Source organism: Camelimonas sp. ID_303_24 (genome assembly GCF_053543495.1).
In genome coordinates, this window is the sequence record NZ_JBLLJM010000005.1 from 317,649 (window position 1) to 342,627 (window position 24,979).

The 24,979-nt window shown below is 66.0% G+C and carries 26 protein-coding genes and 1 riboswitch; of the genes, 16 read left to right on the forward strand and 10 right to left on the reverse strand.

Features of this window, described 5'->3' with window-relative positions:
• Positions 1 to 2: 2 nt before the first annotated feature.
• Positions 3 to 1,103 carry an A/G-specific adenine glycosylase gene (gene mutY, locus ACERNI_RS07060; protein WP_448832836.1) on the reverse strand — a complete coding sequence of 367 codons (1,101 nt, stop codon included), beginning with the start codon at positions 1,101 to 1,103 and terminating at the stop codon, positions 3 to 5.
• A gap of 507 nt (positions 1,104 to 1,610) precedes the next feature.
• Here mutY and ACERNI_RS07065 point away from each other — a divergent pair.
• The 7 genes from ACERNI_RS07065 (at position 1,611) to ACERNI_RS07095 (ending at position 6,736) form a co-directional block, all read left to right on the forward strand.
• On the forward strand, positions 1,611 to 2,111 hold the full coding sequence (locus ACERNI_RS07065) for a DUF721 domain-containing protein (RefSeq protein WP_448832564.1): 501 nt from the start codon (positions 1,611 to 1,613) through the stop codon (positions 2,109 to 2,111).
• Between the two features lie 280 nt (positions 2,112 to 2,391).
• Positions 2,392 to 3,033: a DsbA family protein gene (locus tag ACERNI_RS07070; RefSeq protein ID WP_448832565.1), complete on the forward strand. Its 642-nt coding sequence runs from the start codon at positions 2,392 to 2,394 to the stop codon at positions 3,031 to 3,033.
• Between the two features lie 713 nt (positions 3,034 to 3,746).
• Complete coding sequence (locus ACERNI_RS07075; protein ID WP_448832566.1) at positions 3,747 to 4,136, forward strand: AtpZ/AtpI family protein; 390 nt, start codon at positions 3,747 to 3,749, stop codon at positions 4,134 to 4,136.
• Positions 4,137 to 4,280: 144 nt separating this feature from the next.
• Entirely contained in the window at positions 4,281 to 5,030 is a 750-nt protein-coding gene (locus tag ACERNI_RS07080; protein ID WP_448832567.1) for a F0F1 ATP synthase subunit A, read from the forward strand.
• Positions 5,031 to 5,068: 38 nt separating this feature from the next.
• On the forward strand, positions 5,069 to 5,296 hold the full coding sequence (locus ACERNI_RS07085) for a F0F1 ATP synthase subunit C (RefSeq protein ID WP_132002207.1): 228 nt from the start codon (positions 5,069 to 5,071) through the stop codon (positions 5,294 to 5,296).
• Positions 5,297 to 5,584: 288 nt separating this feature from the next.
• On the forward strand, positions 5,585 to 6,130 hold the full coding sequence (locus tag ACERNI_RS07090) for a F0F1 ATP synthase subunit B family protein (RefSeq protein ID WP_448832568.1): 546 nt from the start codon (positions 5,585 to 5,587) through the stop codon (positions 6,128 to 6,130).
• Between the two features lie 117 nt (positions 6,131 to 6,247).
• Positions 6,248 to 6,736, forward strand: coding sequence for a F0F1 ATP synthase subunit B family protein (locus tag ACERNI_RS07095; protein WP_448832569.1), 489 nt, complete (start codon positions 6,248 to 6,250; stop codon positions 6,734 to 6,736).
• Between the two features lie 775 nt (positions 6,737 to 7,511).
• Here ACERNI_RS07095 and ACERNI_RS07100 read toward each other — a convergent pair.
• Complete coding sequence (locus tag ACERNI_RS07100; protein ID WP_448832570.1) at positions 7,512 to 7,976, reverse strand: hypothetical protein; 465 nt, start codon at positions 7,974 to 7,976, stop codon at positions 7,512 to 7,514.
• Here ACERNI_RS07100 and ACERNI_RS07105 point away from each other — a divergent pair.
• On the forward strand, positions 7,975 to 8,580 hold the full coding sequence (locus ACERNI_RS07105) for a hypothetical protein (protein WP_448832571.1): 606 nt from the start codon (positions 7,975 to 7,977) through the stop codon (positions 8,578 to 8,580). The two genes, ACERNI_RS07100 and ACERNI_RS07105, sit on opposite strands and share 2 nt — an antisense overlap.
• Before the next feature lie 163 nt (positions 8,581 to 8,743).
• Here the strand turns inward: ACERNI_RS07105 and ACERNI_RS07110 are convergent, their stop codons facing one another.
• From ACERNI_RS07110 to ACERNI_RS07140, 7 genes are all read right to left on the reverse strand, one after another.
• Positions 8,744 to 10,309: an AMP-binding protein gene (locus tag ACERNI_RS07110; RefSeq protein WP_448832572.1), complete on the reverse strand. Its 1,566-nt coding sequence runs from the start codon at positions 10,307 to 10,309 to the stop codon at positions 8,744 to 8,746.
• A 280-nt stretch (positions 10,310 to 10,589) separates the two neighbouring features.
• Positions 10,590 to 12,167, reverse strand: a complete 1,578-nt coding sequence (gene gcvPB / locus ACERNI_RS07115; RefSeq protein ID WP_448832573.1) for an aminomethyl-transferring glycine dehydrogenase subunit GcvPB — start codon at positions 12,165 to 12,167, stop codon at positions 10,590 to 10,592.
• Positions 12,161 to 13,522, reverse strand: coding sequence for an aminomethyl-transferring glycine dehydrogenase subunit GcvPA (gcvPA, locus tag ACERNI_RS07120; protein WP_448832837.1), 1,362 nt, complete (start codon positions 13,520 to 13,522; stop codon positions 12,161 to 12,163). Before gcvPA ends, gcvPB begins: the two co-directional genes overlap by 7 nt.
• A gap of 54 nt (positions 13,523 to 13,576) precedes the next feature.
• Positions 13,577 to 13,954 (reverse strand): glycine cleavage system protein GcvH, encoded by a 378-nt coding sequence (gcvH, locus tag ACERNI_RS07125; RefSeq protein ID WP_448832574.1) that lies wholly within the window; start codon positions 13,952 to 13,954, stop codon positions 13,577 to 13,579.
• Positions 13,955 to 14,252: 298 nt separating this feature from the next.
• Positions 14,253 to 15,431: a glycine cleavage system aminomethyltransferase GcvT gene (gcvT, locus tag ACERNI_RS07130; RefSeq protein WP_448832575.1), complete on the reverse strand. Its 1,179-nt coding sequence runs from the start codon at positions 15,429 to 15,431 to the stop codon at positions 14,253 to 14,255.
• 215 nt (positions 15,432 to 15,646) lie between these two features.
• Positions 15,647 to 15,772, reverse strand: a riboswitch (glycine riboswitch).
• A 376-nt stretch (positions 15,773 to 16,148) separates the two neighbouring features.
• Positions 16,149 to 16,781 carry a hypothetical protein gene (locus ACERNI_RS07135; protein ID WP_448832576.1) on the reverse strand — a complete coding sequence of 211 codons (633 nt, stop codon included), beginning with the start codon at positions 16,779 to 16,781 and terminating at the stop codon, positions 16,149 to 16,151.
• Between the two features lie 8 nt (positions 16,782 to 16,789).
• The gene (locus ACERNI_RS07140; RefSeq protein ID WP_448832577.1) at positions 16,790 to 17,350 is read right to left on the reverse strand and encodes an invasion associated locus B family protein; all 561 of its coding nucleotides are present in this window, start codon (positions 17,348 to 17,350) and stop codon (positions 16,790 to 16,792) included.
• A gap of 519 nt (positions 17,351 to 17,869) precedes the next feature.
• Between ACERNI_RS07140 and coxB the strand changes: the two genes are divergently transcribed.
• The gene (gene coxB, locus ACERNI_RS07145; RefSeq protein ID WP_448832578.1) at positions 17,870 to 18,718 is read left to right on the forward strand and encodes a cytochrome c oxidase subunit II; all 849 of its coding nucleotides are present in this window, start codon (positions 17,870 to 17,872) and stop codon (positions 18,716 to 18,718) included.
• A 115-nt stretch (positions 18,719 to 18,833) separates the two neighbouring features.
• Complete coding sequence (ctaD, locus tag ACERNI_RS07150; RefSeq protein WP_448832579.1) at positions 18,834 to 20,453, forward strand: cytochrome c oxidase subunit I; 1,620 nt, start codon at positions 18,834 to 18,836, stop codon at positions 20,451 to 20,453.
• 174 nt (positions 20,454 to 20,627) lie between these two features.
• Here ctaD and ACERNI_RS07155 read toward each other — a convergent pair whose 3' ends face one another.
• Complete coding sequence (locus ACERNI_RS07155; protein ID WP_448832580.1) at positions 20,628 to 20,876, reverse strand: hypothetical protein; 249 nt, start codon at positions 20,874 to 20,876, stop codon at positions 20,628 to 20,630.
• On the opposite strand from ACERNI_RS07155, the gene ACERNI_RS07160 reads away from it, so the two are divergent.
• The 6 genes from ACERNI_RS07160 (at position 20,854) to ACERNI_RS07185 (ending at position 24,834) form a co-directional block, all read left to right on the forward strand.
• Positions 20,854 to 21,843, forward strand: a complete 990-nt coding sequence (locus ACERNI_RS07160; RefSeq protein ID WP_448832581.1) for a heme o synthase — start codon at positions 20,854 to 20,856, stop codon at positions 21,841 to 21,843. The two genes, ACERNI_RS07155 and ACERNI_RS07160, sit on opposite strands and share 23 nt — an antisense overlap.
• Position 21,844: 1 nt before the next feature.
• A complete protein-coding gene (locus ACERNI_RS07165; RefSeq protein ID WP_448832582.1) occupies positions 21,845 to 22,015 on the forward strand; it encodes a hypothetical protein in 171 nt (56 codons plus the stop codon).
• Positions 22,016 to 22,025: 10 nt separating this feature from the next.
• Entirely contained in the window at positions 22,026 to 22,649 is a 624-nt protein-coding gene (locus ACERNI_RS07170; RefSeq protein ID WP_448832583.1) for a cytochrome c oxidase assembly protein, read from the forward strand.
• 40 nt (positions 22,650 to 22,689) lie between these two features.
• Positions 22,690 to 23,550, forward strand: coding sequence for a cytochrome c oxidase subunit 3 (locus tag ACERNI_RS07175; protein ID WP_448832584.1), 861 nt, complete (start codon positions 22,690 to 22,692; stop codon positions 23,548 to 23,550).
• Positions 23,551 to 23,665: 115 nt separating this feature from the next.
• Entirely contained in the window at positions 23,666 to 24,055 is a 390-nt protein-coding gene (locus ACERNI_RS07180) for a DUF983 domain-containing protein (protein ID WP_448832585.1), read from the forward strand.
• A complete protein-coding gene (locus tag ACERNI_RS07185; protein ID WP_448832586.1) occupies positions 24,052 to 24,834 on the forward strand; it encodes an SURF1 family protein in 783 nt (260 codons plus the stop codon). The genes ACERNI_RS07180 and ACERNI_RS07185 overlap by 4 nt, the downstream gene beginning before the upstream one ends.
• The last annotated feature ends 145 nt before the right edge of the window (positions 24,835 to 24,979 follow it).

Below are 24,979 nucleotides of genomic sequence, written 5' to 3' on the forward strand. Positions count from 1 at the left end.
TTCTATTCCGCGCCGGATTCCACGCGACCGGCGAATTCCAGCCCGTGCGCCACCACCTTGCGCATGACATTGGGCAGGGCCGAGCGCGCCAGCGCGCTCCGCCTTACCCAGCGCATCCCGGCCGGAGCGGTGAACGCCGGCCCGGCGATTGCCACGAACGCCGCCAGTTCCAGCCGGAAGTGCGTGAACACATGGCGCACCCCACCCGGCGCGCGCCGCCACGCCGCATCGAACGGCGCATCCGCCAGCAGGTCCGCCGGCGTCGGCATGACGTCGGCCTCCCGCCATGTCCCGCCCGGCGGCTCGTCCATGCCGCCGAGCAAACCTTCTGGCGGCCGGGTTCGCAGCAGCACGGCCCCGTCGGCGCGCACGCAAATGAACGCCGCGCCGAACCGCGACGGAACCGCCTTCTTCGGCGCCTTGCGCGGAAATGTTTCCGCATCGCCCGCCACCTGCGCCGCGCACGCGCCCATCCAGGGGCAAACGCCACAGGCCGGCCGGCGCGGCGTACAGATCATGGCGCCCAGGTCCATCATCGCCTGGGCAAAATCACCTGGGCGGCGCGCCGGAACCAGCGCCTGGGTCAGGGCGCGGATGCGCGGCTTGGCGCCTGGCAACGGTTCTTCCACCCGGTAGATGCGGCTGATCACCCGCTCCACATTGCCGTCCACGGCCGCCGCCGGCAGGTCGAAGGCAATGGCGCCAACCGCCGCCGCCGTGTAGGGGCCGACGCCCGGCAAGGCCAGCAGCCCATCGAGCGAGGCGGGAAAGGCGCCGCCATGCGCCGCCACCACGGTGCGGGCGCAGGCGTGCAGATTGCGCGCCCGGGAGTAATAGCCAAGCCCGGCCCAGGCCTGCATCACCGCCTCCGCCGGCGCGGCCGCCAGGCTTTCCACATCCGGAAAGCGCGCAAGAAACCGCCCGTAATAGGGCTGCACCGCCGTGACGGTGGTCTGCTGCAACATAATTTCGGAAAGCCATACCCGGTACGGATCGGCGCGCGCCCCAGGCGGCGCCCGCCATGGCAGGGTGCGCCGGTGGGCGTCGTACCAGTCCAGCAGCGCAGCCGGATCCGGATGGGCGCGCCGGGCTGGCGCTGCCAGACCGGGCCCGCCGGGCGCCGGTTCAGCCGCCGCCTGCGACGCTGTCCCTTGACCGGCCGGCAAGGCGGAAGATGGCGCCGCCGCCAGAGCCGGCTTCGCGCCGCCGCGCCGCCGGCCGGCAAAGACCCGCGCGCCGGTCTGGCCGCGGCCTGGGGATGACGAGCGGGGCATGCGCGTCACGGACAGTCTGCCGTCATGAAACTTCCTGATGACATTTGCTGATGAAATCAGCCGTTTCCGCGGCCGCCAGCCGGCCTGACGCCGCCCCGGTTTTTTGCTGAACCGCCCTGGAGGCGCTATCCGGCGCGCCGTCGCAGGCATATATACATATATACGGTAGCGCGCGGTCGTTCGCCCCCGACCGGCGCGCCGGTATAGCCCAGGACCGTCTCGCCAAAAACATCTGGCAAGGACCATCTGGCGAGCAACGTCCGCCCAGGGGCATCACGCCAGTTACGTCAGGCCAGTTACGTCAGGCCATGAACATAAAGTCATGAGCATCAGGTCATGAGCCTTCCATCCCGCCCCTTTCACCCGGTGCCCCTTGCCGACCTGCTCGACCGCTGCCTGGACAAGGCCCTGGCGGCCCAGGGGTTCGCCGCCAGCGACATCCTGCTGGCCTGGGAGGATATTGTCGGGCCCCGTCTGGCGCAGTATGCGCGGCCGTTGCGCATCAACTGGCCGCGCCAGCCCCGCCATGGCGATGCCCCCAAAACGCCCGCGACGCTTGAGGTTCTGGCCAGCAGCGCCTTTGCCCTGGAGTTGCAGCACACCGCGCCCGTGATCATTGAGCGCATCAACGCCCATTTCGGCTGGCGCTGCATCGGCAAAATCCTCATCCGCCAGGGAACGCCGCCGCGCCCTGCCCCGCCGCCGGCCGCCCCGACCATTGACCCACAGGCGCAGCAACAGGCCGAATCGCTGACCGCACGCGTTGAAGACGAACGCCTGCGCGGAGCACTGACCCGGCTTGGCGCCGCCGTGCTCAGCCGGCCCGGCCCGGATTGAGCCGGTTCCGGGCGCCGCCCGACAGGCTGTTGATAGCGGGACGGCGCGCCGGCGTTCTCCGCAATCTGGCGCAGTTAGCCTGGACACCGATTGATCCGGGCCCGTGCTTCAGACATGCTTCCGCCTGAATTCTGGCGGGAATTACCCCGCCCGGCCTCCATGCGCCTGCATCGCCAACGCCAGCCGCGCATGGACGGCAGCCCGAACAGACGCGACCGAGATCCGGCGCGATCGACCCTTGTGGATTTTTCAAGCCGGCAGACCCGGCCAGGAGCATGAGATGATCACACGTCGCCGCCTGCTGGAAACCATGGCCGTTGGTTCAGCCCTCGCTGTTGCCGGCGGCCTGGGGCTTGCGCCCGCGATGGCGCAAACTGTTAACGCCCAGGCGCTCAGCGAGCCAGGCCCCCTTGGCGACGTGACCCTGGGAGACAAGAGCGCCAAGGTCCATGTGATCGAGTACGCCTCGCTGACATGCTCCCATTGCGCCGACTTCCACAATGTCACCTTCCCGGAATTCAAAAAGAAATACATCGACACCGGTAAAGTGCGCTTCACCCTGCGTGAATTCCCGCTCGACCCGCTCGCCGCCGCCGGCTTCATGCTGGCCCGCTGTGAAGGCAACGACAAATATTATCCGGTCACCGACCTGCTGTTTTCCCGCCAGAACGACTGGGCCTTCACGCCGAACCCGCTGGAAGGCCTGATCAAGCTGCTGAAGCAGGCAGGCTTCACCCAGGAGAAGGTGGAAAGCTGCCTCAACGACCAGAAGCTGCTCAACGCTGTCAACGCCGTGCGCGACGGCGGCTCCAAACTGGGCGTGGCCTCCACGCCAACCTTCTTCATCAATGGCAAGCAGTACCAGGGCGCGCTGCCAATGAGCGATCTGGACAAGGCGCTGAAGCCGCTTCTCGGCGAGTGACGCTTCCCGACAGGTGATTCTGTCGCATGATTCTGCCGCGCGGACGCGATCAGGCGGCCGGCTCCCCAAGGGGCCGGCCGTTTTTGCTGGCGCATCCGCCCGGGACGTGGGCGAACGACGCCCCCAGACCAGAAGATTCGGGCGCGCTGTTTGGCAGGCGGCGGGCCTGCAGCCCGTTCTGGTTCTTATGGACCGGCAGCGGCGCCGATTCTCGCCGAGTGTCTTTCGCAGGCTCTCGCTGATCTGGGAGCCCAAGATCGGCCTGGCGATTCCGCCCAACGTGCAGGCGCCAACGCCCTTGCGGCGAAACGCGGCTCGGGCGCGACATGCTTCCTGCCTGATCGGGCGTACTTATTGACGGAAGGCTGCCCTGATCCCGCGAAAAGCCCCCGATCGGCGCCTGGCCGGCCGGAAGGCGGGGGAAACGGGAGAAAGAACCGCCAGATCAACCGGATGCGCCGAAATTCCGAATCTGTTTGGGCAAACCTCCCGCCATCTCGCCCCGCGCCCAACATTTTGCGGGCGCGCAAAGAGTCGCAGCATCACGCCCTGGCGCCGGCCCGCCTTGATTGGCAGACTTAATTTATTCATTAATTTACAATGACTTGAAAGGAACTCCAGAGCCTTGACACCAGAAAGTGCAAAAATTATGGTGCCGCCGGCTTATGGGGAAATTCCGGACTCAGGCCTTGCGGACAGAAGGCGGGTTCTCCATGAGCAACGACGGACCGGACAGGAACAATGAAGGCGCGGGCGAACGGCCTGCGGCGGAATCCGATCTTGCCGGACGCATGAAACGCCTCAGCGCGAAACTCGACGCCGTTCATGAGGCGGAGGCGCGCAAGGCGGCTTCAGAGGCGGCCAGACAGGCTGCTTCCGGTCCATCGCCGATGGGGCGGGCTTTCCGTCTCTCCGCCGAATTCATCGCCGGCGTCGCTGCCGGCGGGCTCATTGGCTGGTCGATCGACCGCGCCCTGGGCCTGTCCCCCTGGGGACTGATTGTGTTTTTGATGCTGGGCTTCTTGACCGGCGTCTACAATGTTATGCGCGCAACCGGACAATTGCAGGTTCTGTCAGATAAAAAAGACGGCGCCAGGCAATAAAAACCGATTGTGTGAACCGCACGGTCTGGCGCTTGAAGTCTGGATAGGCTAACGAGCGCTGACCGATTGACAATGTGAACGGACCGTGGGGCGTTTGGGCCTGGCGGGGCGTTGCGAGGCGACAGGAAAGGGACCTGACGGGCCATGGCTGATCCGATCCATCAGTTCCAGATCAAGAATATCGTGACGCTTGGCCACGCCGGCGCCCATGAGATCGCTGTGACGAATTCGGCGATTTACATGTGGGTCGCCGTCGCGGTGATCGCCGTCCTGATGATCGGCGGCATCGGTCGCGCCGCCGTGGTGCCCGGTCGCATGCAATCAATCGTCGAAAGTCTGTACGAATTTGTGGCGACAACGGTGCGAAATAGCGCCGGAATGGAAGGGATGAAATTTTTCCCCTTCGTGTTCTCGCTGTTCATGTTCGTGCTGGTTCTCAACATGCTCGGCATGCTGCCGTATGCGTTCACGGTCACCAGTCACATCATCGTCACCTTCTGCCTTGCGGCGCTGGTGATCGGCACTGTGATTATTTACGGCTTCTACCGTCACGGTTTTGGCTTCCTCAGGCTGTTCGTGCCGTCGGGCGTGCCGGGCTGGCTGCTGCCCCTGCTGGTGGCTGTTGAGATTGTTTCGTTCGTGTCGCGTCCGATCAGCCTCTCTGTCCGTCTGTTCGCCAACATGCTGGCCGGCCACATCGCGCTGAAGATCTTCGCCGGTTTCGTGGTGACCCTGCTGTCCGCTGGCGTCTGGGCGGTGCTGTCGCCGCTGCCGCTGGCGCTGGCCATCGCGCTGACCGCTCTCGAATTCCTTGTCGCGGCGCTGCAAGCCTATGTGTTTGCAACCCTGACAACGATCTACCTCAACGATGCGCTCCATCCGGGCCATCATTGACCCCAGTCTCTCCAACCTTTTCGACCAGGAGTTTTCAAATGGATCCCGTTGCAGCCAAGTACATCGGCGCTGGTCTCGCTTGCTTCGGCATGGCAGGCGCTGCTCTCGCCCTCGGCAACCTGTTCGGCCAGTTCCTCTCGGGCGCGCTGCGCAATCCGTCGGCTGCCGCCGGCCAGCAGGGCACCCTGCTCCTCGGCTTCGCCCTGACCGAAGCTCTGGGCATCTTCTCGCTGCTGATCGCGCTGCTGCTGCTGTTCGCAGTCTGATTGACGCATCGGGGGTGGTCGCCCAGCGTCCATTCCCGGGCCAGTCTACCTGGCGCGTTGGAGCCAAGGCGTCGTCCGGAGCCGCGAGGAACCGGGCGGCGACGGCGCCAGGCGTTGGACTGGCTGGAGGTTCCCATGCGGGCGGCGACGTCCGGCGCGGAGGCTCTGGCCAATTTACGGACAGGATTTCGGCCAAGACGCTTTGGCGACAAGGCGATCCTGAGCCGACGAAGCAATCCCGCCTGTGCGGGCAGCGAACCAGCCGGTTCCGCCTGAGGATTAGGTCGCATGGCTAGCCCTACCCATTCCGCCTCGACGGCAGTGGCCAATGAGGTCCACGGCGCGATCGCATTTCCGCCCTTCGAAAGCGCGACCTTCGCGTCGCAGATTTTGTGGGTGCTGATCTCCTTCGCCGTGCTGTATTTCCTGATGTCGCGCGTCGCCCTGCCGCGCATTGCCAGGGTGCTTGACGAGCGTCACAGCAAGATCACTGGCGATCTGGCCGAAGCGCAGCGTCTGCGCGCCGAGTCAGAAGAAGCCGTCACGGCTTATGAAAAGGCCCTCGCCGACGCCCGCGCCAACGCGCAGGCCATCGCCCATAAGGCGCGCGAGGAAATGACCGCGGAATTTGAGACCCGTCGCAAGGCGCTCGAAGCCGATCTGAACCAGAAGATCGCTTCCGCTGAGGAAACCATCCGCGTCAATGCCGCCGCCGCCATGGCCAATGTCCGCGACATCGCTGCGGAAGCCGCCTCGACCATCGTCGAGCGTCTGACCGGCGCTGCTCCGGCTCGCGCGGAAGTTGACGCCGCCCTGGACCGCGCGACGGTCTGACCCACGCCGGACGGAGGGCGGCCAACGCCCTTCGCCTGAAGCAGGGTATCAACATTTACCGGAATTCGGGCGCTCGCTGCAGATCAGCTGGACGGGCGCTTTTCAGGAGTAAAAGCGATGTGGAATACGCCCGAATTCTGGGTCGCCGTCGCCTTCTTCGTCCTCCTCGGCATTGCCGCGTGGATGGGCGGCTTCAAGACGATCGGCAACATGCTCGACAAGCGCGGCCAGCGCATCGCCACCGAGCTTGAGGAAGCCCGTCGCCTGTCGGCCGAAGCGCGCGCCCTGCGCGACGAGTACACGACCAAGCGTCGTGAGGCCGAGAAGGAAGCAGAAGCGATTGTCGCCGCTGCCCGTGAAGAGGCCGCACGCGTCGCCCAGGAGGCGCACAACCGCCTCGCCGAGTTCGTCGCCGGCCGCACCGCCGCCGCCGAAGCCAAGATCGCCCAGGCTGAAGCCCAGGCGACTTCAGAGGTTCGCTCCGCCGCCGCCAACGCCGGCCTGCGCGCCGCCGAGGTGATCCTGCGCGAGCGCACCCAGGGCGAAGCCGCCGAGGCGATGGTTCGCAGCGGCATCAGCCAGATCCGGGGCGCGTTCACGCACTGACGGACGGGTCAGGCTGCCAATGCGGCCGCCCCAAGCGCAGCGCATGCGAATTCGCGCAGCCAGACGAGCCGCCTCCGGGCGGCTTTTCTTTTGGCATTTTCAGGAAGCGCCCGCAGGCGCGACAATGGACTGATCTGCGGCGGATGCGGAGGCGAATGCGGGAGTGATGGGCAGGCCAGGCGCCCGCGACGCCGGGTTGCCCCGCCCCTCTCGCGCGCAAATTCCTGCATGCGCCAGGGCGCGGCGCGCCAGCTGGTTCCGCAGCCAGCAGACGGGCCCGCCGACCGCCTTGCGGATCCAACCGGGATGGTCCAGGCCGCCTGCTCTCGCGACAACGCCCGTCACATGATCGGTCGCGGCGTCCCCTCACTTTTGAGGCGTGATGTCAGCCAAGGTCCGGCGGCAGGTCTGGCCATGGCCTTGCTCCGGCCCTTCATGCGGTGGCGGCCACTGGGCGCAACGCGGGCAGGCGCATCGCGGAGCACCTGCTTCCCCGGTCATCCCTGGCCTGGCGCCGGCAGCGCCATTCGCCAGCCGCCATCACCACAGCAAGCGACGCCACGTCGCGACAATGCCGGCAACACCTGATCTGCTCACGAATTTTCTGAGAATGAAATCAGCCGATATCGCCCGGCCACGAGTCCATGCGCCCGACACATGGGCACCAGGCAAAAAAGGACAGGTATCCTGTCGCAAATCACTTGCGAGGAATCGGGAGAACGCGTATAGAGACTTTGCAGCAGCGATGCTGCAGCCCTCCTTGGGCGTTTCCTCCCTAGACTTCATGGCCGCGTCTCTGACGTGGCCTTTTTTTTGGCCTGTATGCTGGCCTGATCGTCAGACCGGTCATCTGGAACAGCCGTTCCGTCCGGATACTGCGTCGTACCTGATTCATACGATCACGTTTGGAACGGCGCAACATGTTATTTTTGGCGCCAGATGGTTTTTGATCGTTTTTTGCCGACAATCCCTGAAACAGCATAAAAAAATTTTTGTCGCCAATGGCCTGGCCTGTTGATGACAGTTGGTCCCCTGTCAGATTCGCCGTGCGCATCGCGGAGACGCAGCGTCGTGAAGCCGCCGGATCTGGCCGCGCGACCGGCGCATGCCGCAACTGCCGCGAAATGGCCATTTGAGCCCGCGCCGGGACCCGGCTATCCTGCCTGCGTCTGTTGTGGTTGGCGGCGTTGCCCGCAACGGGCGCACCGGCCGGAAATGCGGGGAAACAGATGCCAGCCATGACCATCATCCCGGCAGTCCCGGACCGGCGAACCGCTGGACGAAAGCACCCGCACCTGATCGCCGCCGCCACCATCGCCGCCGCGTTTTTCGCCGTGCTGTCGCCGGCCTGCGCCAGCCCACCCGAGCCGCCGAGCTTCTTCAGCTTTTCGCAGCAGCCTGCCGCCGCGCCGGCCCCACGCCTTGGCTCTGCGCCGGACGTGGTGAAAGCCTTTGGCCTTGAGCGCTCGCCGGAGCTGTTTCGCCGGCCGCCGGCGACGCCCGAACTGCCGCGCCTCGCCAGCTATGACCAGTCCCAGGCGTTTCCGCGCCGGCCGTACATCCCCGACCTGTGGGGCGCGGAGCCCTGCCCTGAACGCGGCCCCGGCTTCTATCGAGTGAAGGGAACCGCGGCCTGCATTCACGTGGGCGGACGCGTTGGCGCCGGCGTGCAGATTGGCGGCAGGGGGCAGTCCGGCGCCTTCACCTATGGCCGCATCCAGGCCGATGTGGTGACCCCAACCGAGATCGGCGACGTCACCCTCTCCATGGGCGTCCAGGGCGTCATGTCGACACAGAATACCGGCCCGATCTATGTGGGGCCGCGCAGTCGCATCATCCCCTGAGGCAGGCTCATATGAAAAACCGCCGCCCGGCGCTTGCCCGGACGACGGCGTGATGATCTTCCCCAAATATCCGCACGCGTGAAACGCGACGGATCCCGACGCTGGCGCTCCGGTTCGACATCGACCGGATACGCCCGGGGGCCGGCGCGCGGCGCTTCGCGGCTCAGGCGGCCGGCTGCTGCGCCACCCAGCCGTCGCGCAGTTCCCGCTTCAGGATCTTGCCGATGGCGCTGCGCGGCAAGGAATCCGTCACCACCACGTCGGCGATGCGCTGCACCTTGCCCAATTGTCCGTTGGCCCAGGCGCGAATGTCCTCGCCCTGCACGGTCTTGCCCGGCGCCGCCACCACGAAGGCCACCGGCGTCTCGCCCCATGCCTCGGAGGGCACGCCTACCACGGCCACGTCGGTCAGATCGGGATGGGCGTGCAGCAGGGCCTCGATATCACTCGGATAGACGTTGAAACCGCCGGTGATAATCATGTCCTTCTTGCGATCCATCAGCGTCAGGAAGCCATCCTCATCGAAGCGGCCCACGTCGCCGGTGCGGATGAAGCGACGGCCGTCGGGGTGGATCCACTCGGCCTCACGGGTCTTGCCGGGCTGGTTGTGATATTCGTTCATCACCGCCGTTGGCGAGTGGCCAACGATCTCGCCGATCTCGCCCGGCCCCACTTCATTGCCGTTCTCATCAAGCAGCAGGATGGTGTGGCCCTCATTGGGGCGGCCAACCGTGTGCAGCTTGTCCGGGAACAGGTGCGCGGCGAGCGAGCAGCCGCCGCCGCCCTCGGTCATGCCGTAGAACTCGATCAGCCCGCCGGGCCAGCGCTTCAGCACGTCGGCCTTGATGTCGGCGTGGAACGGCGCGCTGGTGCAGAATTTCATCACGAACGACGACAGGTCGAAGCTGTCGAAATCCGGCAGGGCCATGATGCGCTTGTATTGCACCGGCACCAGCATGGCGTGGGTGGCGCGCTCGCGCTGGGCCAGCTCCAGCAGGCCGTGCGCGTCGAACTTCTCCATCAGCACCACGGTTCCGCCCAGCGTCAGGGTCGGCAGGAAGCTCACCAGCGTCGTGTTGGAATACAGCGGCGTGGAAACGATGGTGACGGCGTCCGGCCCGTAGCCGAAATTGGCGCCGCGCTGCACATGGGCCCAGCGCATGCGGTGCGACTGGACGATGCCCTTGGGCAGGCCGGTGGTGCCAGAGGAATAGATGATGTTGAACGGCGCCGACGGCGGAATTTCCACCGCAGCCGGGCGGGCGCCTTCCGCCGCCAGCCATGACGACCAGGGCTTGCCCGGCGCGACGTCATCCAGCGCCACCAGTTCGCCGCCAAACCAGTCGAACGGACCGAGCTGTTCGGTGATGGGGGTATCAACGAAGAAAATTTTCGCGCCCGAGTCGGCCACCATCCCCTGCAATTGCTCGCGGGTCGACGACGGCGCCAGCGGCGTCACCACCACGCCGGCGCGCAGGGCGCCAAGGAAGGTGACGGCGTAGGGGATCGACGACATGGCGCAGACCGCGATGCGGTCGCCCACGGTCAGCCCGGCCTGTTGCAGCGTGGCGGCGACGCGATCAATCTGGGCGTCGAACCCGGCATAGGTCAGGCTGCGGTCCTTGTGAACCACTGCCCGCACATCCGGACGTTCCTGCGCATGCGCCCGCACCAGATCGGTAATCAGGCTGAACTCGCGCGCCAGCAATGCGTCTGACTGGCCTGTCATCTGTTTCTCTCCCACCCGGAGCGAACGCCCGGCCAGGCCGGGCGTCGCCCCATATTTTCCGTTCGGCGCCGGACAGCGCCTGCGTATCTGCATTGCAGCATTGTCCGATCAATACGGATCAGACAATGCCGCGCATTTTCCCGTCTGAACGCATTCTGATCGACGAGACCATATCGCCTGGCCAGAAAGCGCTCGCGCGCCACGCCATGCGGCGCGCCGTGAAAGCGGCGCGAACGCGAGGGCCCGCGCGTCGCCGCTGGCTTACTGACTGTCGCCAGCCTCAGGCAACCGCTTGCGGCCGCGTCCAGCGCAGGACAGGCTGGCGCGCGGCGCGGGTCTCGTCCAGCCGTCGCAACGGCGCATGGTGCGGCGCGCCGGTCAAACGCGCCACATCGCCCCGTTTCGCCGCCATCGCCAGATCGCGCATCGCGGCGATGAACAGGTCGAGCGAGACCTTCGATTCCGACTCCGTCGGCTCGATCAGCATCGCCCCATGCACCACCAGCGGGAAATACACCGTCATCGGGTGAAACCCCTCGTCGATCAGCGCCTTGGCGACATCGAGGGTGGTGACGCCCGTGTCCTTCAGCCAGGCGTCGTCGAACAGGGCTTCATGCATACATGGCCGGTCGCCGAAGGGCGCCGTCAGCAGGTCAGCCAGCGAGGCGCGCACATAATTGGCGTTGAGCACCGCATCCTCCGAGGCCTGGCGCAGCCCCTCGCCGCCGTGTGACAGCATGAATGACAGCGCCCGCACATACATGCCCATCTGGCCATGGAATGCGGTCAGACGGCCGAATGCCTGTCCCGCCTCCCCTTCGCCCGCCTGCTCAACCAGCGCCAGGCGGCCGTCAGCCTCCCGGCGAACAAACGGAACCGGCGCGAACGGCGCCAGCCGCTCCGAGAGCACCACCGGCCCGGCCCCGGGCCCGCCGCCGCCATGGGGCGTGGAGAAGGTTTTGTGCAGGTTGATGTGCATGGCGTCGATGCCGAGATCGCCAGGGCGAACCTTGCCAACGATGGCGTTGAAATTGGCGCCATCGCAATAGAAGTAGCCCCCCGCCGCGTGCAGCGCCGCCGCGATCTCCACGATCTGCGGCTCGAACAGGCCGCAGGTGTTGGGGTTGGTCAGCATGATGGCGGCTGTCTCCGGCCCGAGCAGGCCAGTGACGTCGTCCAGATGCACGGCGCCGTCGTCGCGGGCCGGCACGGCTTTCACCCTGAAGCCGAGCAGCGCGGCGGTAGCCGGATTGGTGCCATGGGCCGATTCGGGAACCAGCACGACATTGCGCGTTGCCCCCTCGCCCCGCGCGGCGATGGCGGCCTTGATCGCCATCAGCCCGAGCAGTTCGCCATGGGCGCCCGCCTTGGGCGACAGCGCCACCGCCGGCATGCCGGTCAGCGTCAGCAGCCAGTGCGCCAGCTGGTCCATCACCGCCAGCGCGCCCTGCACGGAGCCGACCGGCTGCAACGGATGCACGTCGGCGAAGCCTGGCAGCCGCGCCATCCGCTCGTTGAGGCGCGGATTGTGCTTCATGGTGCAGGAGCCCAGCGGGAACATGCCCGTGTCGATGCCGTAGTTCTTCTGCGACAGGCGCACGAAATGGCGCATGGTTTCCGGCTCGGACAGCGCCGGCAGATCGACCGGCGCCTCCGCCTCCAGCCCGCCGAGGCGCGCGCTGAACGGCGCCGGCTCATCCAGATCAACGCCGCAGCGTTCGGTGGAGCCGATTTCGAACAGCAGCGGCTCGATCTGTTGCAGGGCGCGATTGCCCGTGAAGGTGCGATGCACCGCCGCGCTGGCGGCCTCAGGCGCGGCTGCGTCCGGAACGGTGGGACGACCCTGACGGCTCAGCATGAGACAACCTCCTCCAGGATTGCGGCAAGAGCGTCGGCAAGGGTGGCGCGATCATCGTCCGTGTTCACTTCCGTACTGGCGACCAGCAGCAGGTCATCCAGCCCGGCGCCCGGCAGCAGGCGCGACACCGGAACGCCGCCAAGTATGCCGCGCGCCGCCAGCCGCTCCACGACCTCAGCCGCGTCGCGTCCCGCCAGCCTCACAGTGAATTCATTGAAGAAGCCGCGGTTCAGCACCGTCACGCCCGGCAGCGCCGCAAGCGCGTCGGCCAGCGCCACGGCGTTGGCGTGATTGATGCGGGCGAGCTGGCGCAGGCCATGGCCGCCAAGCAACGTCATGTGAATGGTGAAGGCCAGGCAGCACAGGCCCGAATTGGTGCAGATGTTCGAGGTCGCCTTGTCGCGGCGAATATGCTGCTCGCGCGCCGACAGGGTCAGCACGAAGCCGCGCCGGCCTTCGGCGTCCACGGTCTCGCCGCACAGGCGGCCGGGCATCTGGCGCACGAATTTCGACCTGGCGGCAAACAGGCCCACATAGGGCCCGCCGAAATTCAGCGCATTGCCAATCGACTGGCCTTCGGCCACGACAATATCGGCGCCCTGGGCGCCTGGCGATGTCAGCAGGCCAAACGACACCGCCTCGGTGACGACGGCGACCAGCAGCGCTCCCGCCTTGTGCGCCGCCTCGGCGATCGGGGCCAGATCGCGCAAATTGCCGAACACATCCGGGCTCTGCACCACCACGCAGGAGGTGTCCGGGCCAATCTGGCTGATGATGTCCTCAACAGCCTCCACGTCCGGCGGCAGGCTGACGATGCTGTCGCCAGCGAAGCCGCACACCGTGCGCGTCACCTCCGCGTAGTGCGGATGCAGGCCGCCGGAGAGCACCGCCCGCTTGCGCCGGTTGATGCGCTGCGCCATCAGCACCGCCTCGGCGCAGGCGGTGGAGCCGTCATACATGGAGGCGTTCGCCACCTCCATGCCGGTGAGCGCCGCGACCTGGGTCTGGAACTCGAACAGGTATTGCAGGGTGCCCTGGGCGATTTCCGGCTGGTACGGCGTATAGCTGGTCAGGAATTCCGAGCGCTGGATCAGGTGATCGACGGTTGCCGGCACGTGGTGGCGATAGGCCCCGGCCCCCAGGAAAAACGGAACCGAGCCGGCGCTGACATTGCGGGCCGCGAGCCGGCCAAGCTCCCGCTCAACCTCCATTTCGCTCTTGCGGCGCGGCAGATCCGGCGCGTCGCCAAGCAGACAATCCGGCGGCGCATCGGCGAACAGCGCATCAACCGTGCTGACGCCGACGCGCTCCAGCATGATTTTCCGATCCGCCCCGGATAACGGCAGATATCGCATCATCAGTCCTTTCAGGCCCGACCCCTGACCCTGTTGCCCATGTCCGCCCTGGCCTCAGCCGAGGGTTCCCACGTATTGCTGATAGGCGCCCTCATCCATCAGGCCGCCCAGTTCGGCGGCGTCGGCGATGCGCAGCTTCAGGAACCAGCCGCGGCCGGCCGGATCCTCATTGACCACCGCCGGCTCGCCCTCGATCGCGGCGTTGACCTCGATCACCTCGCCGCCCACCGGCGCATAGATCTCGCTGGCGGCCTTGACGCTTTCGACCACCGCCGCCTCATCGCCCTGGCCGAAGCTCCGCCCCAGTTCGGGCAGCTCGACAAACACGATGTCGCCAAGCTGTTGCTGGGCGTAATCCGTGATGCCAACGATGCCGATCCCGTCCTCGACGCGGATATATTCGTGATCCTTCGTGTAGCGCGTCTCCACCATGCTGCTGCTCCCTCAGGCATTGTTTCTGCAAGACTTGCGCCCCCTGTCCGGCGCGAACCCGTTTCGTCCAGGGGGATGCATTCATTCAGGGGCGTGAGCCGGACCTGAGCTCTGGCTGCGCTTCCACCCGCAGAAAGGCCGGGCCCAAAAACTCACGCCGAAAAACTCTGGTTGCGGTTCAGGCAAGCTGACGCTGCTGCGCGTCAGGAAAATGAAGCGGCCAAAGCGCGCTTTGGCCAGGGGACGCTTTGGCCAGGGCGCGCCGCAACGAAGCCGCGCCACAACGCCCCCGCGACGCTCAGCGCCGGTAACGATGCGGCGTGAACGGCATTGGCGTAATCGCCGCCGGCACGTTGCGCCCGCGCAGCGCCACCTGCACGCGCCCGCCGGGTTTCGCGAACTCGCTGACCACGTAGCCCATGGCCACCGGCGCGCCGACGCTGGGGCCAAAACCGCCGGAGGTTACCTCGCCGATCAGTTCGCCCGCATCGTCGAAGATCTGCGCGCCCTCGCGCACCGGCGCCCGCCCCTCCGGCAGCAGGCCGACGCGCTTGCGCAACGGACCGCGCGCGATCTCCTCCGTGATGCGGATGGCGCCGGGAAAATCCCTGTCGGCGCGGCGACGCTTGCCGATCGACCAGGTCAGCGCCGCCTCGACGGGCGAAGTTTCCTGGTTGATATCGTGACCGTAGAGGCAAAGCCCCGCCTCAAGCCGCAGCGAGTCGCGCGCGCCCAGCCCCGCCGGCTTCACCTCCGGCGCCGCCAGCAGCAGGTCCCACAGGGCGCCGGCGTCATCATTGGCGACGGAGATTTCAAAGCCGTCCTCGCCGGTGTAGCCGGAGCGGCTGACGCGAATGTCGATGTCGGCGATCTGCGTTTCAGCCACCTCCATGAAGCGCAGCTCCACGGCGTCTGGCGCGAGGCGCGCCATCACATCCACTGCCTGCGGCCCCTGCAGGGCCAGCAGGGCCCGGTCCTCGACCTCCAGCGACACGCCATCTGGCAGGGCGCCAGCGATATACAGCCAGTCCTGTTCCTTGCAGGCGGCGTTGACGACGAGTTGCAGCCGACCTTCAGCGATGGGGTCAGCAGGCCGCGCCACCATCATGTCGTCGAGAATCCCGCCCTGGGCGTTGAGCAGCAGCGCATAACGCTGCTGGCCAGGCGCCAGGCCGAGAATGTCGGCGGGAACCAGCGCCTCCAGGGCGCGCGCCGAAACGTCATGGGCCGGCCCCGTCAGCCAGGCCTGGCCCATGTGCGAGACGTCGAACAGTCCCGCCGCCGTGCGGACATGCAGGTGCTCGGCGATGATTCCATCGGGGTACTGCACCGGCATGGCGTAACCGGCGAAGGGCACCATGCGCGCGCCCAGCGCCTGATGCCGCACATACAGCGGGGTGCGCCGCAGCAACGCTTCGCCGGAAGAGCCAGACGGGGATTGCATGGGATGCGGGGTTTCGGGTGACGCCGACGTCATGGGGGAACAGGCTCCTTGCGGACAAAAGGGCGCGGCTCCGTCAACGACGGACCCATTGCGCCCCCTCTGTCCTCGGACCTGAGAGATTTCCCCCGTCTGGAAACCATAGCGGTTGCCAGACGTTTTGCGCCGGCGCCCCGCGTTCTTGCGACGCGCGGTCCGGCCTGGGTTACGCCCTTCGGTGGGATGGCGAACCATCCGCTTTCCAGAGCGCCAGCTCCCGCGCGGTCCTTTTGCCTGAGCGTTTCCGGGGCGGTTGCGCCTTCGGCGTCGGGCGGGGACCGGACCCAGGGCGCAACGCCGCGGCTCCAGCCCACTCCGATCTCTCCCGCGGGGATCATCGGCTGGCTTGAGGGTGCGACGCCGGTCAGGCGCCTGTCAATCGCCCGCAGGCGCGCGCGTGTTCAAAGAGTGATCACCCGGCAAAAAAACAACGCGAAACCCGCCAAAGAAAACGCCGTCCGACCACCAGGGTCAGGGCGGCGCCATCAATCAGGGTGGACTGCGATGCGCGAGGCGCCGGCGCCAGATCGCCAATCCTGCGCGGGAGCCCTGCCGGACTTCAGGCGCCGATGATTCTGTCGACGTTTGCCTTGCGGCGGTTCTCTTGCAACGGTTCTCTTGCAACGGTTTCCTTGCCCGCACTGCCAGCGCGAAACGGCGGCCGCTTCGCTGACAGGGCGTCCAAGGCCTGCTCACGGCCTGAGGGTCTGCGCTTCAGCGCTGCCGCTTGCGCGCCTTGGGCGCCGCGCCGCCGAAACCAACCTCGATCAGCAGATTGGTGGTGTTCTCCGGCAACTGAATGCTCCGCTCCACCATGGTCGCCATGGCGTTGGCCTCGCCAGCGGGGATGGCCACGGACACCTGACGGGTGACGCGCGACAGAATGTCGTCGCCCCGGCGCACCTGAATGGTCATGGGAGACGTGAAACGGCCAGGCCGGCCCGAGGGCCCGAGCAGCGCCCGAACGTCCACGCCGACGCTGACCTCGATGCGGCCATCCGGCGTCCGCTGGCACTCGCGCGCCAGATTGGCAATGGTCATCTGATACGACAGGCCGGCGCCCTCGCCCCGCCGCACGGTGGCGCCGTCCTCGCGCACGTCGACCCGCGGGCAGAAAATCTCCTCGCCTGATTCATCGACAATCACGCCAGGACGCAGTCCATCGCGCGACGATTCGCGGGAGAATGGATTGACGCCGAGAAGATCCTTGACCAGGTCCGCACGCGCCGGCGCCGCGCCGGCCACGACAGCCAGGCTCACCGCCGCCAGGGCGCCGAACCAGCGTCCGCGCGCTGGCGCGCCGCCAGCGACCATGGTTTTTTCTGCCTTGTGCCCCGCAGTAGTCATGCCACCCCTCATTTCAGGGCTTCCAGCCCCTTGTCCAGGCCGCCCAGCGTCACCGGAACGCCAATTCCCTCTTCCGGCGTCTGGAAGACGACGAACGTGCCGATCTTGCCTGCCTTGAGGCGGTTGACAAGATTGTCGTCCATCACGACCTCGGCCACGCAGCCCGTGGGCAGGCAGCGCACGAAACCGGCGCGCCCGACGTCGCTCTGATCGATCTTGAGCCCCAGCCCGGCCGGCAGCAGCACCCCGAGCGGCGCCAGCACCCGCAGCAACCGCCCCTTGCCATCGGCCGTATTCAGCACAATCACCAGCAGCGTCACGTTCGGCCGGTCGGAGGCGGCGACGTTCTGCACCAGGGCGCACTGCTCGGCGCTGGCGCCCGCCGGCTTCTCGCAGCGCAGCTGCCAGTCGCCATAACTCTGTTTCACCACGCCCTGGGCCTGAACGGAGCCTGCCCCGGCGGCGGCGAGCGCCGTCATGCCCGCTCCCACGAAAAGCGCCCGCCCGATCCGGCCGGCGGCTGCGCGCAGCGGGCCCGTCACTCTTCTGCCGACGAAGGCGTCCATCATGTTCAACCTCTTGTTCCACCGCCAGTTTGGTTGACCGACCAGTCAAAACTTGCGCGTGAACGCTCGCGCGCGCCATGCAGGCGCGCGAGCGGCGCCATGCGAAGTTTCAGATCCGTGAACCACCCAGCGTCAATAACATGCTGGTGGGGTCAGGTTTTTTCGGGGCCCGCGGCGTCACGGGCGGCGCAGCCCGGCGGCGCCGGGCAGTTGCAGTTGGCGTTTGGGCCACGCCGTTAAGGCCCTGTCAAGGAAAAGCCAGGGAAAAGCCGGGCCTCGCCGTCAGGACCGCGCCCAGGCCCCCCGCCCCAGGTGACGCTCGCGCAGTCTGGAACTATTCTTGTGCACAAATGCCGCACAGGGGGCGTGGGTCCGAACATTGCGCCCTCCGCCACATTGTGGTCTTTCACAGGCAACGTGGCAGGCTTGTGGCCAGGTTTTGGCGCGAGTCAGGCCTGAAGCGACGGGTTGCGCCGCAACAATACGCCTAGCGAGTACGGGAGCTCCGATTCTCTGATGCTAATGAAAACGTTGCCCCTCAGGCTTGTGGCGGCAAGCGGCGTTCTGGCCGCCGCGACAGGCAATGTGATGGCCGGCACTGGCCAGCCTTCCCCGTGGCAGATGACGCTGCAAACACCCGTGACGCCCATCGCTGAACGGATGCACAGCTTCCACGACCTGCTGTTGTGGATCATCACCGCCATCGTCATCCTGGTTCTGGCGCTGATCCTGTGGGTCGTCTTCCGGTACAGCGAACGCCGCAATCCCACGCCGTCGAAGACCACGCACAATTCCCTGCTCGAAGTCGCATGGACGCTGATTCCGGTGCTGATTCTCGTGGTCATCGCCGTGCCGTCGTTCCGCCTGCTCAAGGACCAGCTGACGCTGCCGAAGGCTGACATCGTCATCAAGGCGACCGCGCACCAGTGGTACTGGTCCTACGAATATCCGAAGGATCAGGGCGGGTTCTCGTTCGACAGCAATCTTGCGCAGGACAAGGAGCCCCGCCTCCTCGCCGTGGATAACGAAGTCGTGCTGCCGGTGGACACCACCATCCGCGTGCAGGTAACGGCGTCCGACGTGATCCACGCCTTCGCCATGCCGTCCTTCGGTCTGAAGATCGACGCCATTCCTGGCCGCCTGAACGAGACCTGGTTCCATGCGGAGAAGGAAGGCATCTTCTATGGTCAGTGCTCGCTGATCTGCGGCCAGAACCACGCTTACATGCCGATCGCGATCCGCATCGTCAGCAAGGACGCCTACAAGACATGGCTGGAGCAGGCGAAGAAGAAATTCGCCGCCAATGGCGCCGGCCAGAACTACGCCGCCAATGACAATGGCCAGCTGGCGACCGAAGCCGCCGTTCGCTGACCCAGCGCCGCATTGCGGGCGCGTCGCACGCGCCTCGCGGCATCGTCATTTCCTGCCGGGCCTGACCTGCATCCCGGATGCAGGTCAGCCGGCGAACAGTATCGGGAGCTGAGTCATGGCTTCATCATCAACGGCGGCCCACGCTGATCACGCGGATCACCCCACGGGTCTGCGTCGCTGGCTGTTTTCCACCAACCACAAAGACATCGGCACGATGTACCTGCTGTCGGCCCTCATGGCGGGCCTGATCGGCGGCTTCCTGTCGATTCTCATGCGCATCGAGCTGCAGGAGCCAGGGCTCCAGCTGTTCTCCAATGGCCAGATGTTCAACGTGATCGTCACCGGCCACGGCCTGATCATGGTGTTCTTCGTCGTGATGCCGGCGCTGATCGGCGGCTTCGGCAACTGGTTCGTGCCCCTGATGATCGGCGCGCCGGACATGGCGTTCCCGCGCCTCAACAACATCTCGCTGTGGCTGACGATCTGCGCCTTCCTGCTGCTGGTGGTGTCGCTGTTCGTCAGCGGCGCGCCTGGGGCAACCGGTTTTGGCGGCGGCTGGACGGTGTATCCGCCACTCTCGACCTCCGGTCACCCGGGTCCGGCGCTTGATTTCGGCATTCTGGCCCTGCACGCGGCGGGCGCCTCGTCGATCCTTGGCGCGATCAACTTCATCACCACCATCCTGAACATGCGCGCGCCGGGCATGACCCTGCACAAGATGCCGCTGTTCGCATGGGGCATGCTGGTCACCGCCTTCCTGCTGCTGATCTCGCTTCCGGTTCTGGCTGGCGCGATCACCATGCTGCTGACTGACCGCAACTTCGGCACGACGTTCTTCGATCCGGCGGGCGGCGGCGATCCGGTGCTCTACCAGCACCTGTTCTGGTTCTTCGGCCACCCCGAAGTGTACATCATGATCCTGCCGGCCTTCGGCATCGTCAGCCACATCATCTCGACGTTCTCGCGCAAGCCGATCTTCGGTTATCTGGGCATGGCCTACGCCATGGTCGCGATCGGCGCCGTCGGCTTCATCGTGTGGGCCCACCACATGTACACCGTCGGCCTGTCGCTCAACACGCAGCGCTACTTCGTGTTCGCGACGATGGTCATCGCGGTGCCCACGGGCATCAAGATCTTCTCGTGGATCGCCACCATGTGGGGCGGCTCCATCCGCATGACCGCGCCGATGTTGTGGGCGGTGGGCTTCGTGTTCCTGTTCACGGTTGGCGGCGTCACCGGCGTCGTGCTGGCCAACGCCGGCATCGACCGTGAACTGCACAACACCTATTACGTGATCGCCCACTTCCACTACGTGCTGTCGCTGGGCGCCGTGTTCGGCATCTTCGCCGGCTGGTACTACTGGTTCCCGAAGATGTTCGGCTACGTCGTGCCGGACTGGATTGGCAAGCTGCACTTCTGGCTCGCCTTCATTGGCGCCAACGTGCTGTTCTTCCCGATGCACTTCCTCGGCCTCGCCGGCATGCCGCGCCACTATGTGGACTACCCGAACGCCTACGCCGGCTGGCACCGCATCGCTTCGTACGGCTCGTACATCTTCGCGTTCAGCCTCCTGGTGTTCTTCTACGGCGTTTACGTCGCATGGCGCCGCAAGGAACGCGCCGCCAACGATCCGTGGGGCATGGGTTCGCCGACCCTCGAATGGACGCTGAGCTCGCCTCCGCCGTTCCACCAGTTCGAGAAGCTGCCGCGCATCACCGGCTCTTCGGATCACTGACAAGGCCTGGTGAAACGGTCCGCCGTTTCACCGCCGCAACCAGCGTTCTGGCATACGCCGCCGGCCCATGGGCCGGCGGTTTTGCTTTGCCAGCCCCTGCCTTCGCCACGTTGTTGACGACAATGCGCCACATGCGGTCGCGGCCGCGTCCTATTGAGTTTACGCGGTGAGCCGCTAGAAGAACGGCAGGCAGTTCTGAATCGTTTCAGACTGGCGGATGTCCGCACCGGAACCGGCAATCGCGTCAGATGGCGGATTGTCGCCGCGCAGCGAAGTCTGCGGACGGTGACGGCGAGCGTTCAGCAGACCGATGGCGGCGCCCGGCGGCAGTGTCTCCCGGGCAACCGCCAGGGGCCTCCGCGCCCATGAGGCCCGCAGGCAGGTGAAAGACAGAAGTCCGATGTCCATGATCAGCGACCACATGTCAGGACAGCCAGACGCTCCCGCGTCCGGCGAAGACGCGCGCGTGTATAGCGGCTCGGTCCGCGACTACCTTGAGCTGTTCAAGCCGCGGGTCATGTCGCTGGTCATTTTCACCGCGCTGGTGGGAATGGTGGTGGCCAAAGGCCACCTGCATCCGGTCATCGCCACCGTATCGCTGGGTCTGATCGCGGTTGGCGCCGGCGCCTCGGGCGCCCTCAACATGTGGTGGGACCAGGACATCGACGCGCGCATGTCGCGCACAGCGAAGCGGCCGATCCCCGCCGGTCAGGTGACCGGCAGCGAGGCCCTGTCGCTCGGCCTGTCCCTCTCGGTCGCCTCGGTTGTGTTTCTCGGGCTGATCGCCAACTGGTTTGCCGCCGGCTTCCTGGCCTTCACCATCTTCTTCTACGCCGTTGTCTACTCGATGTGGCTGAAGCGCTGGACGGCGCAGAACATCGTGATTGGCGGCGCCGCCGGGGCGTTTCCTCCCATGGTGGCCGAGGCCGCGGTCACCGGCTCGGTGAGCTGGGACAGCTTCATCCTGTTCCTCATCATCTTCATGTGGACGCCGCCGCATTTCTGGGCGCTGGCATTGAGCAAATCCGGCGATTACGAAAAGGCCGGCGTGCCGATGATGCCGAACGTGGCCGGCCCCGATTCCACGCGCACGCAGATTCTCGTCTACACCCTGCTGCTGGCCCCGCTTGGCGTTGTCCCGTTCTTCATGGGGCTGGGCGGCTGGGCCTACGCCGTCGTCTCGGTGGTCGCCGGGCTGCTGATGATTGTGCTCGCCTTGCAGGTTTACCGCCGCCGGGAAGGCGCCGCCGCCACGAAGGCCGAGCAGGCCCTGTTCGGTTTCTCCATCCTGTATCTGTTCCTGCTGTTCGCCACGCTGCTCGCCGAGCATGCATTTGGACTTGGCGGCGGCTTTGACGTGGGACCCCGCCTTGTTTCGGGAATTATCTGACATGCCAGACGACAAGAACATTGATGATGGGGTTGAACTGACGCCGCAGCAAAAGAAAATGCGGCGCACGCGCAATCTCGCCATCGCGATTGCGCTGGCGGCGTTTGTGGCCATCATCTATGCGGTGACCGTCGCCAAACTTGGCGTGAATATCCTGAAGCGGCCCATCTGAGAGACGCATCATGTCTGACAACGGCCTCAAGCAATCCCCTGCCCCGGCGAACATGGCGCCGCGCCGCAAGTCCGGCGCTGGCGTGGCGCTCGCCTGCGTGGCGGTGGTGGGGCTGATGACCGGCGCCTCGTTTGCAGCCGTGCCGCTGTATCGTCTGTTCTGCCAGACGACGGGCTTTGGCGGCACGCCGCTGGTTGGCCAGGAAGCAAACGCCAGCGTGATCGACCACGTCATCGACGTGCGCTTTGACGCCAATGTGGCGCCGGGCGTCACCTGGAAGTTTGAGCCCGAGCAGCCGCAGGTCAGCGTAAAGCTCGGCGAAACCAAAACGGTGTTTTACAAGATCACCAACGTCGGCGACGCGCCGGCGACCGGCGTGGCCACCTTCAATGTCCAGCCGGACCTTGCGGGCCAGTTCTTCGTCAAGATCCAGTGTTTCTGCTTCGAGGAGCAGACCCTCAAGCCTGGCGAGACGATCCACGCGCCGGTGGTTTTTTATGTGGACCCGGACCTGCTGAAGCAGCCGGAAACGAAAGACCTGTCGAGCATCACCTTGTCGTACACGGTTTTTCGGTCAAAGAATGGCAGCCCTGTGGCAGCAACCGCAGTGAATGCGGACAAGAACAACCTGTGACGTTATAAAGACTCACGCCCCGAGGCAGGAGACTGGATCAATGGCCGACGCGCACGCGAAGCCCGAGCACGACTATCACCTTCTGGAGCCAAGCCCGTGGCCGCTTGTCGCTTCCGTCTCTTTCTTTGTCCTGGCGGTTGGCCTGGTCATGTCCATGAAGGGGCTGAGCTGGGGCGGCATGAAGGTCGGTCCCTACCTGCTTGGCGCCGGCATCATCGGCATCATCTATGTGATGATTTCCTGGTGGGCGGACGTGATCCGCGAGGCCGAGCACGAGGGCCATCACACCCGCGTCGTCCAGCTTCACCATCGCTACGGCATGCTGCTGTTCATCGCCTCCGAAGTGATGTTCTTCGTCGCCTGGTTCTGGGCGTATTTCGACGCGGCGCTGTTCCCGGCTGAAGCCATCCAGTACACCCGGACCGAGTTCCTCGGCAGCCAGTGGCCGCCGAAGGGCATCGAGACGCTCGATCCGTGGCACCTGCCGCTGCTCAACACGCTGATCCTGCTGACCTCGGGCACCACGCTGACCTGGGCGCACCACGCGATGCTGCACAATGATCGCCAGGGCGTGAAGCAGGGCCTGTGGCTCACCATCATCCTGGGCGCGCTGTTCAGCTTCGTGCAGGCTTACGAGTACACCCACGCCCATTTCGCCTTCAGCGGCAACATCTATGGTTCGACCTTCGTGATGGCCACGGGCTTCCACGGCTTCCACGTGCTGGTCGGCACCATCTTCCTGGCCGTGGTGTTGATGCGCGTGTACCGGAACCACTTCACGCCCCAGCAGCACCTGGGCTTCGAGTTCTCGGCCTGGTACTGGCACTTCGTTGACGTGGTGTGGCTGTTCCTGTTCGTCGCCATCTACGTCTGGGGTTCGAATATCCGCTACTTCCACTGATCTGGAAGGCGCGATGATCGGGGGCGGCCTTCTGGCCGCCCTCTTTTTTTTCTAACGGGAAGATCGCCAGGCAAGACCCCTGTGGTTTCCCGGTCTGGCGGCAACAGGAGGCCGCATGAGCCAGCACGATGACCAACAGGGTTACTGGCCGCCCCTGTCGCCAGCCGCCACGGGCCTGGGATGCCGGTGCCCGCGTTGCGGCGAGGGCAAGCTGTTCAGCGGCTTCCTGAAGGTGGCCCCGCGCTGTGAGAGCTGCGGGCTCGACTACAGCTTCGCGGACTCAGCCGACGGGCCGGCGGTCTTCATCATGCTGGTCAGCGGCTTCGCGGTCGTTGGTTTCGCCCTGTGGCTCGAACTGACGTTCGAGCCGGCGCTGTTCCTGCATCTCATCACCACCCTGCCCCTCGCCATATTGCTGTGCATGGCGCCCCTGCGGCCGCTCAAGGGCCTGATGATCGCCCTGCAATACGCCAACAAGGCTGAGGAAGGCCGGATTTCGTCATGACAGCTTCAACGCCCCGGAAGGCGCAAGGGGCCGCGCCCGGCGCGAGCGGCCTCATTCTGCTGACGGCCTGCACCCTGGCCGCCCTGGCGGTGTTGCTGGCGCTGGGCAAATGGCAACTCGACCGCCTTGCCTGGAAGGAAGACCTGATCGGCAAGATCACCGCCCGCGTCGGCGGGCCGCCGACGCCAGCCCCGGCCGAAAGCGCCTGGCCGACGCTCGACGTCCGCGCTGAAGAGTATCGCCACGTCACAGCGTCGGGACGCTACGACTTCGCCCGCCAGACCCTGGTGCACGCCAATGCGCCGAAAGAAAATGGCCTGGTGCGGGCGGGCTACGTCGTCCTCACGCCGCTGCGGCTCGGCGACGGCGGCGTGGTGCTGGTCAATCGCGGCTTCGTTCCCATGGAAATGCGCGCGGCCCTCGCCGGGGTCGACGCCCGCACGCCGGCGGACGCGACCGTCACCGGCCTGCTGCGCGCCTCGCAGATCCGCGATCCGTTCGTGCCGGCCGACGATCCGGCGCAGGGCGAGTGGTTCACCCGCGACATCGCCGCCATCGCCGCCGCACAGGGACTTCAGCGGGTGGCGCCCTTCATTATTGATGCGGACGCGCCCGCCCGTTACACGGAAGGGCCGCGCGGCGGGCTGACGGTCATCAGCTTCCCCAACCGGCATCTGGAGTACGCCATGACCTGGTTCGGGCTGGCGGCGACCCTGCTGGGGGTGTACGGCGTGTTCGTCTGGCGGCGGCTTCGCGACCGGCGGAGCGCTCCAGGCTAATGCCCGCCGCCCTGACCGCCGGGGCATCGCTCCAGCGCTTTGAACTGACGGGTTTTTCCTGCGAAAAGTGAAGCACAGCTTTTCCGGAAACGCTTTCATGGAAGCCGCCCCCGGCGGACGGCTTCCACGCCGGATTGCCATCCGG